This is a genomic window from Nocardioides sp. (assembly GCF_047606145.1).
In the GTDB taxonomy this organism is placed as follows: Bacteria; Actinomycetota; Actinomycetes; order Propionibacteriales; family Nocardioidaceae; genus Nocardioides.
The window spans coordinates 25,437-40,933 of record NZ_JASGET010000132.1 but is presented as its reverse complement, the minus strand read 5'-3'; the positions used below and the strand labels follow the sequence as shown (position 1 = coordinate 40,933).

Here is a 15,497-nt window from a genome sequence, read left to right as displayed (position 1 = left end):
AGCGCGAACCACGCGGCGACTGCCGTTGGTCGAGCAGCAAGCACGAACCACGCGACGACTGCCGTTGGTCGAGCAGCAAGCACGAACCACGCGACGACTGCCGTTGGTCGAGCAGCGAGCGCGAACCGCGCGGCGACTGCCGTTGGTCGAGTAGCGAGCGCCAGCGAGCGTATCGAGACCACCCACCACGCCCACGGACTCGATACGCCGTCGCTGGTCCCTCGCGACGGCTGCTCGACCAGCGAGCCGGTGCCGGTGGGGGCGCGATGAGCGCGCCGTACGCCACGCCGCCGCCGAGCGGCCGGATCGACCAGCGGATAGCCGCGCACCACGACCGGCTCTCGCCGCAGGAGCGTCGGGCCGCCGACACGCTCTTGGAGCATCTCGACGATCTGGCCACCTACCGCGCCGCCGAGCTGGCGGTGCTGGCCGGGGTCTCCAAGGCGACGATGTCGCGGCTTTTCCGCTCACTCGGATTCGTCGACTTCGACGAGGTCCGCGACCATCTGCGCTCGTTGCGCACCGCCGGCGAGCCGCGCCGGGTCGACGGAGCACCGGACCTGCATGCCCAGGTGCGGGCCGAGGCGGACTCGATCCGTCTTGCGCTGACCCAGCCCGGACTCCCGGACGCGGTCGCCGCGCTCGCCTCCGCCCGCCGAGTGCTCGTCGCCGGCTGGCGCAACAGCCACCCGGTCGCGCTGCACCTGCGCCAGCAGCTGGTCCAGGCACGACCGGCGGTGGCGCTGGCACCGCTGCCCGGCCAGATGGTCGGCGAGGAGCTCGCCGACCTGGGGACCGGTGATGTCGTGGTGGCCATCGGCTTCCGCCGCCGGCCTCGTGAGTTCGGCGACTTCGTCACCGCCGCGGGTGCCGCCGGGGCCGAGGTCGTGCTGATCGCCGATCCGACCGCCACCATGCATCTGGCCCGCGCCGACGTCGCCCTGACCTGTCCGGTCCAGGGCCTGCTCGCCTTCGACTCCTACGCCGCGGCGATGAGCCTGGTCGGGGTGATCGCCGACGGGGTGCTGCACGAGCTCGGCCGCGCCGGCCGGGACCGGGTCTCGGCGATCAGCGGAAGCTACGAGCGGCTGCGGGAGGTCGAGACGTGGACCTGACCACCGTGACCGACTGGCGCACGCCGCGCGGGGAGACCGACCTCGAGCTCGCGACCGGCGAGGCCTTCCTGGCCGGCGGCACCTGGCTGTTCAGCGAGCCGCAGGAGCACCTGCGCGGCTTGGTCGACCTCACCGCACTCGGCTGGCCGGACGTCGAGCCGCTGCCCGACGGTGGGCTGCGGATCGCCGCCACCTGCACCATCGCCACCCTGCAACGTGCCCCCTGGCCTCCGGCGACGGCGGACGTGGTCCGCTCCTGTGCCGATGCGCTGCTGATGTCGCCGAAGGTCCAGGAGTCCGCCACCGTCGGCGGCAACATCTGCCTGGGGCTGCCGGCCGGGGCGATGATCTCGCTGTTCGCCGGGCTCGGGGCGTCGGCGGTCATCCGGACCGGACCCGGCCTCGCCGCCGAGCGCACCGAGCCGGTCGCGAGTCTCGTCAGCGGCCCGGGCCGCACCCGCCTGGCGACCGGCGAGCTGCTCCGCGCGGTGGAGGTGCCGGCGAGCGCGCTGCGGGCTCCGGTCGCCTTCGCGCGGACCTCGCTGACCGAACGGGGCCGCTCGGCGGCGGTGGTGGTCGGCCGGCGCGACCCGGACGCGGTCGTCCTGACCCTGACCGCGAGCACACCACGACCGGTGCTCCTTCGCCTCCCGGTCCAGGGCGGCGAGGCGGCGATCACCCCAGCAGCCCTCACCGAGGCGCTCCGCGCCGTCGCGTGGTACGACGACCAGCACGGTGCCGCGGACTGGCGGGCCGCGATGACCGGGCTGCTCGTCGAGCGGGTCGTCGCCGACCTGGCCGCGCAACACTCGGGGCCGCGCCGATGAGACTCGACTCGGTCCCGGTCCCGGGCCTGCCTCGCCCGGGCCAGTGCCTGCGCACCTGGATCCGCGAGCAGGACACCTTCAGCGTCAAGCTGGGCTGCGACGCCGGCGACTGTGGCGCCTGCTCGGTGCTGCTGGACGGCCGCGCGGTGCACTCCTGCATCACGCCGGCGATGCGGGCGGTCGGACACGACGTCGTCACCGCCGCCGGCCTGGCTCCCTCCGGCGAGCTCTCCGAGGTGCAGCGGGCGTTCCGGTCGGCGGCCGGCTTCCAGTGCGGATACTGCACGGCGGGGTTCGTGGTGACCGCGACCGCGGCGCGCGCGGCAATCGACCGGACGACCGATGGAGCGACCGATGGAGCGACCGATGGAGCGACCGATGGAGCGACCGATGAGGCGACCGACGGGGCGACCGATGAGGCGCGCTCCCCGGTGGAGCGCACCTACAAGGGCAACCTGTGCCGCTGCACCGGCTACCGCGCCGTACGCGACGCCCTGGCCGGGGTGACCAACGTCGGGTCGGATGCCACCGGGGCTGCCTTCGGCGCCGCGCTGCCGGCCCCGGCCGCGGACCGCATCGTCGCCGGCCGCGAGCCCTTCACCCTCGATGAGCCGGCGCCGACGGACAGGCCGTTGCTGCACGTGGCGGTGGTGCGCTCGCCGCATGCCCACGCCCGGATCACCGCCATCGACACGCGCGCAGCGCTCGCCCATCCCGGCGTGCGGCTGGTGCTCACCCATCGCGACGTGCCGGCCACGCTCTACTCCACCGCACGCCATGAGAACCGGCTCGACGACCCCGACGACACCCGGATGCTCGACGACGTGGTGCGTCACCGTGACCAGCGGGTGGCGGTGGTGGTGGCCGACACGCTCGCGGCGGCACGGGCGGCGGCCCGGCTGGTCGAGGTCAGCTACCAGCCGCTGCCGGCGGTCTTCGACCCGGACGAGGCCAGGCGTCCGGGCGCTCCGCTGCTGCACGGCGAGAAGGACCCGGTCGGATCCCGGATCAGCGAGCCGGGACGCAACGTGGCGGCGCAGACCCACGGCGAGGTCGGCGACGTGGCGGGCGGCCTGGCACGGGCGACCGCCCGGGTGCGCGGCGTATGGCGCACCGCCCGGGTCAGTCATGCCTATCTCGAGACGCTCGCCGCCCGGGCGCACCTGGACGCCGACGGCCGGCTGGTGGTGCGCACCAGCACCCAGGTGCCGTTCCTGGTGCGCGCCGAGCTGGCCCGGCTCCTCGACCTGCCGACCGATCGGGTCCGGGTCCTCGCCGGCCGGGTCGGCGGCGGCTTCGGCGGCAAGCAGGAGCTGCTCACCGAGGACGTGGTGGCGCTCGCCGTACTGCGGCTGGCCGAGCAGGGCGTCGACGCCACGGTGCAGTGGCAGCTGACCCGGGAGGAGCAGTTCGCGGCCACCCCCTGCCGGCATCCGATGCGGGTCGAGGTGGAGCTCGGGGCCGATGAGGCCGGACGGTTGAGCGCCGTACGGCTCGAGGTGACCACCGACACCGGCGCCTACGGCAACCACGCGCCCGGGGTGATGTTCCACGGCGTCCACGAGTCCGTGGCCGGCTACCGCTGCCCGAACAAGCGGGTGGACGCCGAGGCCGTCTACACCAACAACCTGCCGTCCGGCGCGTTCCGCGGCTACGGGCTCGGCCAGGTGATGTTCGCGATCGAGTCGGCCATCGACGAGCTGGCCGGCCGGCTGGGCCTGGACCCGATGGAGCTGCGCCGGCGCAACGTGGTCACCCCCGGCGACGAGTTCGTGGTCAACGGCCCCGCCGACGACGACCTGTCCTTCGGCAGCTACGGCGCGGCGGAGTGCCTCGACCTGGTGGCCGACGCCCTCGCCGAGGCCCGCGCCGACGAGGAGGCCGACGACGGGGCCGCGACGCCGGCCGGCTGGTTGGTCGGCGAGGGTACGGCGCTGGCGATGATCGCCACCATCCCACCGCGCGGTCACCACGCCGCCGCCTCGGTGACCGCGCATCCCGACGGCAGCTTCACCGTGCGCGCCGGCACCGCGGAGTTCGGCAACGGCACCGCCACCGTGCACGTCCAGCTGGCCGCGACCGAGCTCGGCGTCGACCCCGCGCGCATCCGGCTGGAGGCCGGCGACACCGATGCGTGCGACTACGACACCGGCGCCTTCGGCTCGGCCGGATCGGTGGTGGCCGGGCTGGCGGTGCAGCAGGCCGCCGCCGCTCTCCGGGCCGATCTGGACACCGGCAAGCCGTTGCCGGCCACCGCGACCGCCCGCCAGGACGGCAGCAACCGATCGGTGGCCTTCAACGTGCACGGATTCCGGGTGGCGGTGGACCCGCGCACCGGCGAGGTAGAGATCCTGACCTCGGTGCAGGCGGTCGACGCCGGTGCGGTGATCAACCCCGAGCAGCTCCGCGGCCAGGTCGAGGGCGGTGTCGCCCAGGCCCTCGGCAGCGCCCTGGCCGAGGAGCTGGTCGTGCAGGACGGCGAGGTGCTCACCCGGTCGTTCCGGAACTACCGGCTCCCCCAGATCGGCCACGTGCCGCCGACGCGGGTGCTCTTCGCCGACACCTATGACCGGCTCGGGCCGCGTGGCGCGAAGTCCATGTCGGAGGCGCCGTACAACCCGGTGGCGCCGGCGCTGGCCAACGCGATCGCCGATGCGACCGGAGTCCGACCCACCGAGCTGCCGATCACCCGTGACCGGCTCTGGCGCCTGCTGCGAGAGCGGGACCGACGCGCGGACCGGCGTCCGTCGGCACGGTCTGCGCCAGACAACGAGGTAGACACGGGGATGGACGCCGAGAGCGACATCGAGAGCGGCATCGACGTGGTGCAGAGAACCGGAGAGGTGAGGAAGCGAGCATGACCGACGAAGAGTGGTTGACCCAGGCGATCGAGCTGGCCGAGGCGAACGTCGCCGCCGGCGGCGGCCCGTTCGGCGCGGTGGTGGCCCGCGACGGCGACCTGGTGGCGACCGGACGGAACCTGGTGACCGCCACCCTCGACCCCAGCGCCCATGCCGAGGTGGTGGCGATCCGCGCGGCCGGTACGGCGATCGGCGACTTCTCCCTGGCCGGTTGCAGCCTGTTCACCTCCTGCGAGCCGTGCCCGATGTGTCTCGCCGCCAGCCTGTGGGCGCGTCTGGACCGGGTGGTGTACGCAGCCGACCGGGACGACGCCGCCGCCGGCGGCTTCGACGACCGGGCGTTCTACGACCTGTTCGGCCTCGGCCCGCACTCGGACACCGCCGGTTGGCCCACCCGGGTCGAGGAGCTTCGGCTGCCCGGCTGCGAGACGCCGTTCGAGGCCTGGCGCGCCCACGCGGACCGGACCGACTACTGAGCCCCGCCCAGGGATCCGCGCGGCGCCGAGACGTGATAGCTTCGCGCACGGCGCACCAGCGGTGTCCCCTCGGACCCGCAGCGACCGGAGGGCCGTCGTTATCGTTTCGTGATCATTTCGAGACCTTGTCGTGATGGCCTCACCGGCTCCACCAAGCGGGGTCTCCTCCGTCGGTCGAGTAGCGAGCCCCAGGCACGCCGTACGCCCCCGGCACCCCGCAGGCGAAGTGGCGCGGTCTCGATACGCCCTCGCTCGTCCCGCACGAGGGCTACCCGACCGACGACAGCCTGACCCGGCGAGCAGCGAGCCAGCAAGATCCCCGTGGTCGAGTAGCGAGCCGAGCGTGTCGAGACCCGGCTTAACCGCACCGAAACACCCACGCCATGGCGACCGAAACGGCCGCCTCCTACGGTGCCGACTCAGGCACGCAACGCCGCCGGGAAGGAGCTCGATGATCTCACCGACCGCTCTCCCGACCCGCGCGGCGCCATCGATCGCGGCCCCATCGATCGCGGCCGACGCCGCCCAACCGCCAGCGTCGACCGTCCCCACCGGCGGCGGGAGCTGACGACGATGCAGGGCGCACGTCGTCGGTCGATCTTCACCGCGCGACTGGTCAACTCGGCCGGCGCGGGCGAGCAGCCGCGCGTGATCGAGGACCTGCGCCGAGCGATCCTCGGCGGCGACGAGCCGCCGGGAACACTCATCCCGATCGAGGCCGTCGCCTCCTTCTTCGGGGTCAGTCAGATCCCCGTGCGCGAGGCGCTCAAGACGCTCCACGGCGAGGGACTGGTCGACCATGTGCCGCATGTCGGCTACTCGGTGGCCAAGGTGACCTTCTCGGAGTTCCGCGAGCTCTACGACGTGCGAGCAGCGCTGGAGGCGGCGGCGCTGCGGGCCGCCGTACCTCGCGCCACCACCGAGGACGACGACCGCGCGCGTCGCTCCCACGCCGCGCTCGCCCGGGCCGTCGCCGAGCGAGACGAGCGCGGCTATCACGCGGAGTCGCGTCACTTCCACATGCACCTGATCGCGCCGGCCGGGATGGAACGGCTGCTGCACATGTACGAGGGGGCGTGGAACATCACCGAGCCGGCCCGGCCGATGTCCCGTGTCTCCACCCAGGGACGACAGATGTTCCACGACGATCACGACCGGATGCTGGACTCGTTCATGGCCCGCGACGCCGACCGCCTGGTAGTCGAGTCGGCACGGCACTACGAGCACCTCAAGAGGGCGATCGCCACCTTCCGCGACGACCCGGAGGTCTTCCGCCAACCCGGCTCGTGACGGCCGCGTCGCCTCACCGCCCCCTCGGCCCGGGAACTATATTTCTCCCGTCACACCGCCCTGACACGGCGGCCGGTCAGGCGAAACACCGCGTTCCTAGCCTCCTGCGCATCGATCCCCTCACCCGCAGGAGTGGCCATGAACCAGCCCCCGGACGCCGATCTCGTCGAGGCCGCCGGCTACCCGCCCGGCCGCGGCGTCGGCAAGCGTGCCTACGACCCCCGACTCACCAACGAGGACCTCGCGCCGCTCGAGGAGCAGACCTGGGGGAGCTACAACATCTTCGCCTTCTGGATGTCCGACGTGCACAGCGTCGGCGGCTACGTCACCATGGGCGCGCTCTTCGCGATCGGACTCAACGCCTGGCAGGTCTTCTGCTGCCTGATCGCCGGCATCGTGATCGTCCAGTTCTTCTGCAACCTGGTCGCCAAGCCCAGCCAGCTCGCCGCGGTGCCCTACCCGGTCGCGAGCCGAGCCTCCTTCGGGGTGTTGGGCGCCAACATCCCGGCCATCGTCCGCGGGCTCATCGCGGTCGCCTGGTACGGCGTACAGACCTACCTGGCAGCGGAGTCGCTCAACATCGTCTTCCTCAAGCTGTGGCCCGGCTTCGCCCAGCCGCTCACCGAGCACACCTTCCTCGGTCTGTCATTGCTCGGCTACCTCAGCTACGCGATCCTCTGGATCCTGCAGGCACTGCTCTTCTGGCGCGGGATGGACATGATCCGCCGGTTCGTCGACTTCGCCGGGCCCGCCGTCTACGTCGTGATGATGGCGCTGTGCGTGTACATGCTGTTCAAGGTCGACTTCAACATCGACCTGAACCTCTCCGCCGACCAGCTCACCGGATGGTCCCTGGTGTGGGCGCTGTGCGGCGCGGTCGCGGCGGTGGTGTCCTACTTCTCCGGGCCGATGCTCAACTTCGGCGACTTCTCCCGTTACGCGAAGAGCTTCGGCTCGGTGCGGCGCGGCAACCTCCTCGGGCTGCCGGTCAACTTCATCCTCTTCTCCCTCCTCACCGTGCTCACCGCGGCCGCCACCGTGCCGCTGTACGGCGAGCTGATCACCGACCCGATCGACACGGTCAGCAGGATCGACAGCACCTTCGCCATCGTGCTGGGTGGCGCGACCTTCGTGATCGCCACCATCGGGATCAACATCGTGGCGAACTTCATCAGCCCGGCCTTCGACTTCTCCCACGTCAGTCCGCAGCGCATCTCGTGGCGGATGGGCGGCATGATCGCCGCGGTCGGCTCGGTGATCCTGACCCCGTGGAACTGGTACAACAACGACGACGCCATCTTCTGGACCCTCGGTATCCTCGGCGCGCTGATCGGACCCCTGTTCGGGATCCTGATCGCCGACTTCTATCTCATCCGGCAGCAGCGGATCGTGGTCGACGACCTGTTCACCATGGAGCCCGACGGTGAGTACTGGTATCGCAACGGCACCAACCCGGCAGCGGTCCGCGCGCTGATCGTCGCGGCCGTCCTGTCCATCGGCTCGGTCGTGGTGCCGAAGGTGTGGAGCCTCCTCGGCGACGGCTCCTCCCCGATCGACTGGCTGAGCAAGTACAGCTGGTTCGTCGGCTGCGGCGCCGGGTTCGCGGCGTACTACCTGATCGCGCTCGCCTTCGACGTCGCCGGCAGCGGCACGCGCCGGGCCGCGCGCCTCGGCCCGAGCGCGGCGGAGGCGTGAGCCGACGGTGCGGATCCTGGTCGTCAACCCGAACACCACGGCACGGATGACCACGCTGATCGGCGAGTGCGCCCGGGCCTCGGTGAGCCCGGGCGTGCTCGTCGACGCGGTCAACCCCGCCGCCGGGCCCGAGTCGATCGAGAGTCACTACGACGAGGCCGTCGCCACCCCGCACCTGCTGGCCACCCTCGGCTCGCTGCGGGCCTACGACGGCTACGTCATCGCCTGCTTCGGCGATCCCGGCCTGCACGCCGCCCGCGAGCTGGTCACCGCTCCGGTGGTCGGGATCGCCGAGGCGGCGATGCGGACGGCCGGCTACCTGGCCCGGAGGTTCTCGGTGGTCACCACCCTGTCGCGGGTGGTGGGGCATACCTGGTCGATCGCGCGCGACTACGGGGTGGCCGAGCTGATCGGCGGCGTCCACGCGTGCGAGATCCCGGTCGTGGAGCTGGACAGCGACCCGGCGGCGTACCAGCGGATCGCGACCGCTTGCCGCGTCGCACTCGAAGAGGATCGCTCGGAGGCGGTGGTCCTGGGCTGCGCCGGGATGGCGGACCTGTGCGCGAAGCTACAGGCCGAGCTCGGGGTGCCGGTGGTCGACGGCGTCGCGGCCGCCACCGCGGAGGTCGAGAAGCTGGTGCGCCTCGGGTTGACCACCAGCAGCTCCGGTGAGTACGCCGCACCGCCGGGGAAGTCGTTCGCCTGATCTCCGCCCGGCCTCCGGCGACCCGCGGCCGCTCACGACGGCTCGGCGGCCACCCGGGCATGCCAGGCGCCGAGCAGGGTGGCGCCGCCGATCACCACTCCGGCCACCAGCAGGCCCAGCCCGAGGTGGGACTTGAGCAGCAGCGCCCCGAACAGCGCGCCGAGCAGGATCAACACCACCGCGCCGAGTCGGCGCAGGGTGCCACCGCCGCGCCAGGGCGCCTTGCCCGAGCCGAACGGGCTGTCGGCGGCCAGCCCGGTGATGGTGCTGGTCACCACCACCGTCGTCACGTCCTTCACCGCGAGGTGACGCGCGGCCGCCGCCTGCGTCCCCATCGCCACCGCGGCGATGGTGGTGGTGGTCACCATGACCCCGCGGCCGGGCTCGGCGCCGGCGGCGAACAGCAGCACCGACAGCGCGACCATGACGACGGCGACCAGCGCGAACAGCCCGGTCGTGCGCCGATCCCACGCCGGCGCCCGGCTCAGCACCCGGCCGCCCAGCGCCGCCCCGGCCATGAAGCCGACCAGCGCCAGCGCCGGACCGAGCACCGGAAGGCCGCTGCCGCCGGCCAACGCCATCCCGAGGACCACCACGTTGCCGGTCATGTTCCCGGTGAAGACCTTGTCCAGGCCCAGATATCCGACCGCGTCGTTGATGCCGGTGGTGAAGGTGAGCACCAGCATCAGCCAGAGGTGCATTCGCTCGGCCGGAACGGCGCGCAGTCGTCGGGTCACGCAGCCATTCTCACCGAGTCGTGTCGTCGGCGATGGCCTGGGCCGCGACGGCGAGATCGTCCACACCGCGGGCGAGCTCGTCGGGCCGGTCGGTGGTCAGGTCGAGCTTGAAGCCGTACAGGCCGGAGTCGACCAGGGTCACGATGCGGCCCACCCGGTCGGCCGGAGCACCGCAGGCCACCAGATACTCGGCCAGCGCGGCGGCCCAGCGGCCGTTGGACGCCCGCACGGTCGACAGGTAGGGCTCGATCCCGATCAGGCCGGTGGCCGCGGCCTGGCAGTAGACCGAAAGGCAGTCGTGCAGCACGCCGCCCTGATAGGCCTGCCAGAGCCGGTTGACGCCGGAGCGCACGTCGGCCGCGGCCGGCAGGCGTCGTACGGCGACGATGCCCCGCTCGCTCGCCTCGACCACCACCGCCGCGACGAGCTCGTCCCGGCTGCCGAAGTGATAGATGAGCATCCGGTCGCTGGTGCCGATCGCGGTCGCCACCGGCCGCAGCGTCAGCCCGATCAGGCCGTGCTCCAAGACGTGGTCGGTGACCTGCCCGAGCAGTTCCTCGCGTCGCGTCATGGAACCAGTATGCCAAGCGGGTGTAGCGAGTGCTACATTTGGCTGTAGCAATCGCTACGCCACCGAGGTCATTCCCATGCTGCTCGCCATTCCCCTGCTCTTCGTCGCGATCGCGGCCGAGGTCGCGGCCACCACCGTCCTTCCTCGCACCGCGGGCTTCACCGACGTCGGCTGGAGCGTCGTGGTGCTGGTCGGCTACGGGCTCTCCATCTGGCTGCTGACCGTGGTGGTCAAGGCGATGCCGGTCTCGGTCGCCTATGCGATCTGGGCGGGCCTGGGCACCGCAGCGGTCGCCGTCGTCGGCGCGATCTTCCTCGACGAGCCGATGTCGCTGGTCAAGATGGCCTCGGTGGCGCTGATCATCCTGGGCGTGGTCGGCCTCAACCTCACCGGCGCGCACTGATCCCGGTCGCCGCCTCTCCCCCGGCGCTCCGCCCCACCGCGTCGCTCAGAGCGCGGCCGCGGCGGCCCGGCCCGCGGTACGCCCGGAGAAGAGGCAGCCGCCGAGGAAGGTGCCCTCCAGTGCGTTGTAGCCCATCATCCCGCCGCCACCGAAGCCGTTGACCTCACCGGCCGCGTAGAGCCCCGGCAAGGGCGAGCCATCGGCTCGCAGGCAGCGGCCGGACAGATCGGTCTCCAGGCCGCCCAGGGTCTTGCGGGACAGGATGTGCAGCTTGACCGCGATCAACGGGCCGGCCTTGGGGTCGAGCAGTCGGTGCGGAGCGGCGACCCGGGACAGCTTGTCGCCGCGGTAGTGCCGGGCAGCGTACATCGCGGTGATCTGGGCGTCCTTGGCGTAGGAGTTGGCGATCTGGGAGTCGCGGGCCTCGATCAACCGGCGCAGTGCCTGCTCGTCGATCATCGGTCCGGTCGGCTCGACCTGTGCCAGCCGGTTCATCCCCGCCACCAGCTCGGTCAGGTCGCCCGCGACGACGAAGTCCTCGCCGTGTTGCTTGAACGCCTCCACCGGCCCCGGACCCTTGCGCGCCCGGTCGATCACGCCGCGCACGTCCTTGTCGGTGAGGTCGGGGTTCTGCTCCGAGCCGGAGAGCGCGAACTCCTTGCGGATGATCTTCTCGGTCAGCACGAACCACGAGTAGTCGTAACCGGTGGTGCGCAGGTGCCGCAGCGTGCCCAGGGTGTCGAAGCCCGGGAAGTTCGGGGCGGGCAGCCGATTGCCGGCGGCGTCGAGCCACAGCGAGGAGGGGCCGGGGAGGATGCGGATGCCGTGGTTGGCCCAGATCGGGTCCCAGTTGCGGACACCCTCGACGTAGTGCCACATCCGGTCGCTGTTGATGATCCGGGCGCCGGCGGCCTCGCTGATCGCGAGCATCCGGCCGTCAACGTGGGCGGGCACGCCGGAGACCATCGAGGTCGGCGGCGTACCGAGACGGGCCGGCCAGGCCCTGCGGACCAGATCGTGGTCGCCGCCGATGCCGCCGCTGGTCACGATCACCGCCTGGGCACGCACCTCGAACTCGCCGGCCTCGATCCGGGAGCTGGCCCGGCCACGCTCGAAGGTCTCCGGCACCGGCTCGAGTACGGCGCCGCGGACCCCGACCGCCGTACCGTCCTCGACGAGCACCTCGTCGACCCGGTGCCGGAAGCCGAACCGCAGCCGACCGCCGTCGGCGTGCGCCCGCACCCGTCGCTCGAACGGCGCCACCACCCCCGGCCCGGTGCCCCAGGTGATGTGGAAGCGGGGCACCGAGTTGCCATGGCCGTCCGCGCGACCGTCGCCGCGCTCGGCCCAGCCGACCACCGGGAAGACCCGATGACCCTGCTCACGCAGCCAGGCCCGCTTCTCCCCCGCCGCGAAGTCGAGATAGGCATGCGCCCACTGCCGTGGCCAGTAGTCCTCCTCGCGATCGAACTGGGCGCTGCCCATCCAGTCCTGACCAGCGAGCTCGACGGAGTCCTTGATCCCCATCCGGCGCTGCTCCGGGCTGTCGACGAAGAACAGGCCGCCCAGGCTCCAGAACGCCTGCCCGCCCAGGCTCTGCTCCGGCTCCTGGTCGAGGAGCACGACGCTCCTGCCGGCGTCGGCCGCCTCCGCCGCGGCAGCCAGCCCGGCCAGCCCGGCCCCCACCACCACGACGTCGGCCTTGGTTGACCCCTCAGTCACCGGCATGCGCCGATCCTAGGGGCACCCACCACCCAACAGAAGCACCAACCAAGAGCAACAACCAGAAGCACCCAGCAAGAGCGCCGAACAGAGCCAAGTGGTCACCCCACACCCGGCGAGCAGAGCCAAACGGTCGCCCCCACACCCGGCGAACAGAGCCAAACGGTCGCGCCACAGACAGCGAGCGGAGCCAAACGGCTGCTACAGACGCAGCCGGGTGGCTCTTGCCTGCCCATTTGGCTCTGCTCGCCCGGTCCGCCGGGGCCATTTGCCTCTGCTCGGCCGGCCAGCCAGAACCATTTGCCTCTGCTCGGCCGTCGGCGCGGGAGCGCGGTGGTGCGAGGCGTGAGGATGGAGGTCAGGGCCGCTGGTTGGGGAACAGGTAGATCTCGCCCTCACGGACCTCGACCCGATGGGGCACGGTGTCCACCGTGGCCGGCGGACCGTCGACGTGGCCATCGCGCAGACAGAACCGGGAGGAGTGCACCGGGCACTCGACGTACCCGTCCTCCACCCACCCGTCGGCGAGCGAGGCCTGCGCATGGGTGCAGGTGTCGTTCAGCGCCCAGCAGGAACCGTCCAGATCGCGCAGGATGGCGATGTCGTCCTCGGTGCCGGTGATCTCGCTGGAGATCGCCAGTCCCTCGCCTTCGGAGATGTCATCGAGTGCGGCGACGCGGATCCCGCCATCGGGCTCGGTCACGGGTTCCTCCTGAACAGATGGCACAACGACCAAGGGTAGTGGAGCCCCGCCAGGCGCCGGAGCGGGCGCAACCGAGACGCTCCGTCGCCCTCATCGTGCGGTGCCGAGCAGATGGCCGAACGTCTGGTCCAGATCCGGCGACCTGAACGGATGCCCGGCCGCCTCCAACGCCGTCGGCCGCACTCGTTGGCTGCTCAGGGCCAGCTCGCGGGCGCCCTCCTCGCCAAGCAGCAGCCGCGGCCCGATGGAGGGTACGGCGAGCACCGCCGGCCGGTGCATCGACCGGCCGAGCGCGCGGGCGTACTCGGTGCCGCGCACCGGATACGGTGCCACCGCGTTGACCGGTCCGGTCAGGGTCTGGTCGAGGATCGCGCGGTGGTAGACGTCGACCAGGTCGTCGATGCCGATCCACGGCAGCCAGCCCGACCCCAGCGGCCCGCCGACACCCAGCGCGAACAGTGGCCGCTGCAGCCGCAGCACGCCGCCTCGCGGCGAGAGCACGATCCCGGTGCGCACCTGCACCGTCCTCAGGCCCGCCCGGGTCGCCGGCTCGGTGGCGGCCTCCCAGTCCGCGACCACGTCGGCGAGAAGACCCTGGCCGCGCTCGCTCTTCTCGGTGAGCTCCTCATCGCCCCGGTCGGCGCCGTAGATCCCGACCGCGGAGGCGGAGACGAACCCGGTCAGCCCCGAGGTCGCCGCCAGTCGGGCCAGCGCCGCGGTCGGCCCGATCCGCGAGTCCCGGATGGCCTCCTTGTGCGCGGCGGTGAACCGTCCGGCGATGCTCACGCCGGCCAGGTGGACGACGACGTCGACTCCGTCGAAGAGGTCCGCGGCCGGCTCCGCGGGGTCCCAGTAGCGCTCGTCGGCGCCACGCGGAGACCGGCGCACCAGCCGGATCACCCGATGCCCGCCACCGGTCAGGAACGGCGTCAGCGCGCTCCCCACCAGCCCCGAGGAACCGGTCAGCGCGACAGTGAGCCGCCGGTCGGCGTACGGCCTGGCGTGGGCGGCCAGGTCATCGGCGAGCTCGGTGGCTCGGTAGCGCAGAGTCGGCCGCACCAGGCGGCCCGGAAGGTTGGTCTCGACGGTGTCGAGGACACGGGTGCCGTCCGGGGTGGCGGTCAGCGCATGCCGGTGCACCCAGTGCACCCATCGCGGCCAGGTGGTGGCCCGGTCCACGAAGGTGAGCATCTGCGACGACTCGGCGTACGCAGCCGGGTCGTGGTCGGCCAGCCACCGTACGCCGCCCGGCAGACCCAGCACGGCTCGACCACCGCGCAGGTCGGCCGTCTCGGCCAGCACCCGCACCGGCTGCCACGGCGGCAGCAGCCGCGACAGCGCACCCGGCCGCCGATGCCACTCGGCCACCTCGGCGAACGGGACCTCGACATGAGTGCTGCGCTGGTGAACCTGCACGTCCGCCAGCATGGCACAGCGCTCCCGAGCCTCGACCCGGGTGCGGCCGGGTGCGGCCGGCCGACTCGACCGACGGCCCACCCCGATGACACGATTCGGCCCATGACCGACCGCTATGTCGACGCCCTGGCCATCTCCCTCGACGACCTGCCGCTAGACCCGGACACGGTGCTGGCCGGTACGCCGGCCGCGGCCGCCGTCGAGCTCGGCGAGATCGGGGATGCGCTGACCGGGATCGAGGTCGGGGTCTGGTCGCTGACCGAGGGCACCGTGACCGACACCGAGGTCGACGAGGTGTTCGTGGTCGTCGCCGGCCGCGGGAGCGTCACCTTCGAGGGCGGCGAGCGGGTTGCGCTCGCCCCCGGGGTCGTCGTACGGCTCCATGCCGGCGAGCGGACCACCTGGACCATCACCGAGACCCTGCGCAAGGTCTACCTGGCGCCCTGATCCCACCGCACGACCTAGGTCGGTGCTCTAGGTTTGTCCCCGCCGTCCACCCACTCGCGAGGAGAACCATGAGCCTGTCCGACCAGCTGCTTGCCGACGACGTCCGACCCGCGGTGACCGCCGACCTCGTCGAGGTCGTCGGTCAGGAGGTCGGCGACAAGAAGGGCATCTCCGGCACCGCCGTCAAGGCGGCCTACGCCGCGGCCCGCAAGGTCGTGCCCGACCTGGCTCCGCGTGCGGTGGGCAGCCTGCTGCCCGGCTTCGCCGCCGCGCTCGACCCGTTCTGGGATGGGTTCCAGAGCTCGGGCGGCGGCGATTTCGGCGGCTACCTCGCCGGCCGCGGACCGGAGGCCGCGGCGGCCCTGCTCGCCGTCACCGACGCCCGTGCCGAGTCGAGCTCGAAGGAGCCGCTCAAGAAGGCGTACGGCGCCCTGCGCGGCAAGGCCGGCGGCCATGTCGAGGCGGCGCTCCCGCGACTCGGCCGGGCGCTGCAGCGACACGCCTCCTGAGCACCAGTCGGGCTGAGCG

15 protein-coding genes are annotated in these 15,497 nt (G+C 72.2%); 10 read left to right on the top strand and 5 right to left on the bottom strand.

What is annotated here, in order from left to right:
* The first annotated feature begins 266 nt into the window (after window positions 1-266).
* From QM638_RS17580 to QM638_RS17550, 7 genes are all read left to right on the top strand, one after another.
* On the top strand, window positions 267-1,115 hold the full coding sequence (locus tag QM638_RS17580) for a MurR/RpiR family transcriptional regulator (protein WP_415144003.1): 849 nt from the start codon (window positions 267-269) through the stop codon (window positions 1,113-1,115).
* Window positions 1,106-1,942, top strand: a complete 837-nt coding sequence (locus QM638_RS17575) for an FAD binding domain-containing protein (protein ID WP_415144001.1) — start codon at window positions 1,106-1,108, stop codon at window positions 1,940-1,942. The genes QM638_RS17580 and QM638_RS17575 overlap by 10 nt, the downstream gene beginning before the upstream one ends.
* Entirely contained in the window at window positions 1,939-4,803 is a 2,865-nt protein-coding gene (locus tag QM638_RS17570; RefSeq protein WP_415143999.1) for a molybdopterin-dependent oxidoreductase, read from the top strand. Before QM638_RS17575 ends, QM638_RS17570 begins: the two co-directional genes overlap by 4 nt.
* Window positions 4,800-5,279, top strand: a complete 480-nt coding sequence (locus tag QM638_RS17565; RefSeq protein WP_415143997.1) for a nucleoside deaminase — start codon at window positions 4,800-4,802, stop codon at window positions 5,277-5,279. Before QM638_RS17570 ends, QM638_RS17565 begins: the two co-directional genes overlap by 4 nt.
* 411 nt (window positions 5,280-5,690) lie before the next feature.
* Entirely contained in the window at window positions 5,691-6,569 is an 879-nt protein-coding gene (locus QM638_RS17560) for a GntR family transcriptional regulator (protein WP_415143995.1), read from the top strand.
* A gap of 138 nt (window positions 6,570-6,707) precedes the next feature.
* Window positions 6,708-8,264 carry an NCS1 family nucleobase:cation symporter-1 gene (locus QM638_RS17555; RefSeq protein ID WP_415143993.1) on the top strand — a complete coding sequence of 519 codons (1,557 nt, stop codon included), beginning with the start codon at window positions 6,708-6,710 and terminating at the stop codon, window positions 8,262-8,264.
* A 7-nt stretch (window positions 8,265-8,271) separates the two neighbouring features.
* Window positions 8,272-8,970: an aspartate/glutamate racemase family protein gene (locus QM638_RS17550; protein WP_415143992.1), complete on the top strand. Its 699-nt coding sequence runs from the start codon at window positions 8,272-8,274 to the stop codon at window positions 8,968-8,970.
* 32 nt (window positions 8,971-9,002) lie between these two features.
* Here QM638_RS17550 and QM638_RS17545 read toward each other — a convergent pair whose 3' ends face one another.
* Window positions 9,003-9,707: a YoaK family protein gene (locus QM638_RS17545; protein ID WP_415143990.1), complete on the bottom strand. Its 705-nt coding sequence runs from the start codon at window positions 9,705-9,707 to the stop codon at window positions 9,003-9,005.
* A gap of 10 nt (window positions 9,708-9,717) precedes the next feature.
* On the bottom strand, window positions 9,718-10,278 hold the full coding sequence (locus tag QM638_RS17540; RefSeq protein ID WP_415143988.1) for a TetR/AcrR family transcriptional regulator: 561 nt from the start codon (window positions 10,276-10,278) through the stop codon (window positions 9,718-9,720).
* A gap of 76 nt (window positions 10,279-10,354) precedes the next feature.
* Here QM638_RS17540 and QM638_RS17535 point away from each other — a divergent pair, with 76 nt between their 5' ends.
* The gene (locus QM638_RS17535) at window positions 10,355-10,681 is read left to right on the top strand and encodes a DMT family transporter (RefSeq protein WP_415143986.1); all 327 of its coding nucleotides are present in this window, start codon (window positions 10,355-10,357) and stop codon (window positions 10,679-10,681) included.
* Window positions 10,682-10,726: 45 nt separating this feature from the next.
* On the opposite strand, the gene QM638_RS17530 is transcribed toward QM638_RS17535, so the two are convergent.
* The 3 genes from QM638_RS17530 to QM638_RS17520 form a co-directional block, all read right to left on the bottom strand.
* A complete protein-coding gene (locus QM638_RS17530) occupies window positions 10,727-12,409 on the bottom strand; it encodes an FAD-binding dehydrogenase (RefSeq protein WP_415143984.1) in 1,683 nt (560 codons plus the stop codon).
* A 352-nt stretch (window positions 12,410-12,761) separates the two neighbouring features.
* Window positions 12,762-13,106 (bottom strand): non-heme iron oxygenase ferredoxin subunit, encoded by a 345-nt coding sequence (locus QM638_RS17525; protein WP_415143982.1) that lies wholly within the window; start codon window positions 13,104-13,106, stop codon window positions 12,762-12,764.
* Between the two features lie 90 nt (window positions 13,107-13,196).
* Window positions 13,197-14,522: a TIGR01777 family oxidoreductase gene (locus QM638_RS17520; protein WP_415143980.1), complete on the bottom strand. Its 1,326-nt coding sequence runs from the start codon at window positions 14,520-14,522 to the stop codon at window positions 13,197-13,199.
* A gap of 102 nt (window positions 14,523-14,624) precedes the next feature.
* Here QM638_RS17520 and QM638_RS17515 point away from each other — a divergent pair, with 102 nt between their 5' ends.
* Both QM638_RS17515 and QM638_RS17510 read left to right on the top strand, forming a co-directional pair.
* Window positions 14,625-14,969: a cupin domain-containing protein gene (locus tag QM638_RS17515; protein WP_415143978.1), complete on the top strand. Its 345-nt coding sequence runs from the start codon at window positions 14,625-14,627 to the stop codon at window positions 14,967-14,969.
* A gap of 68 nt (window positions 14,970-15,037) precedes the next feature.
* Window positions 15,038-15,478: a DUF6918 family protein gene (locus QM638_RS17510; protein ID WP_415143976.1), complete on the top strand. Its 441-nt coding sequence runs from the start codon at window positions 15,038-15,040 to the stop codon at window positions 15,476-15,478.
* Window positions 15,479-15,497 lie beyond the last annotated feature (19 nt).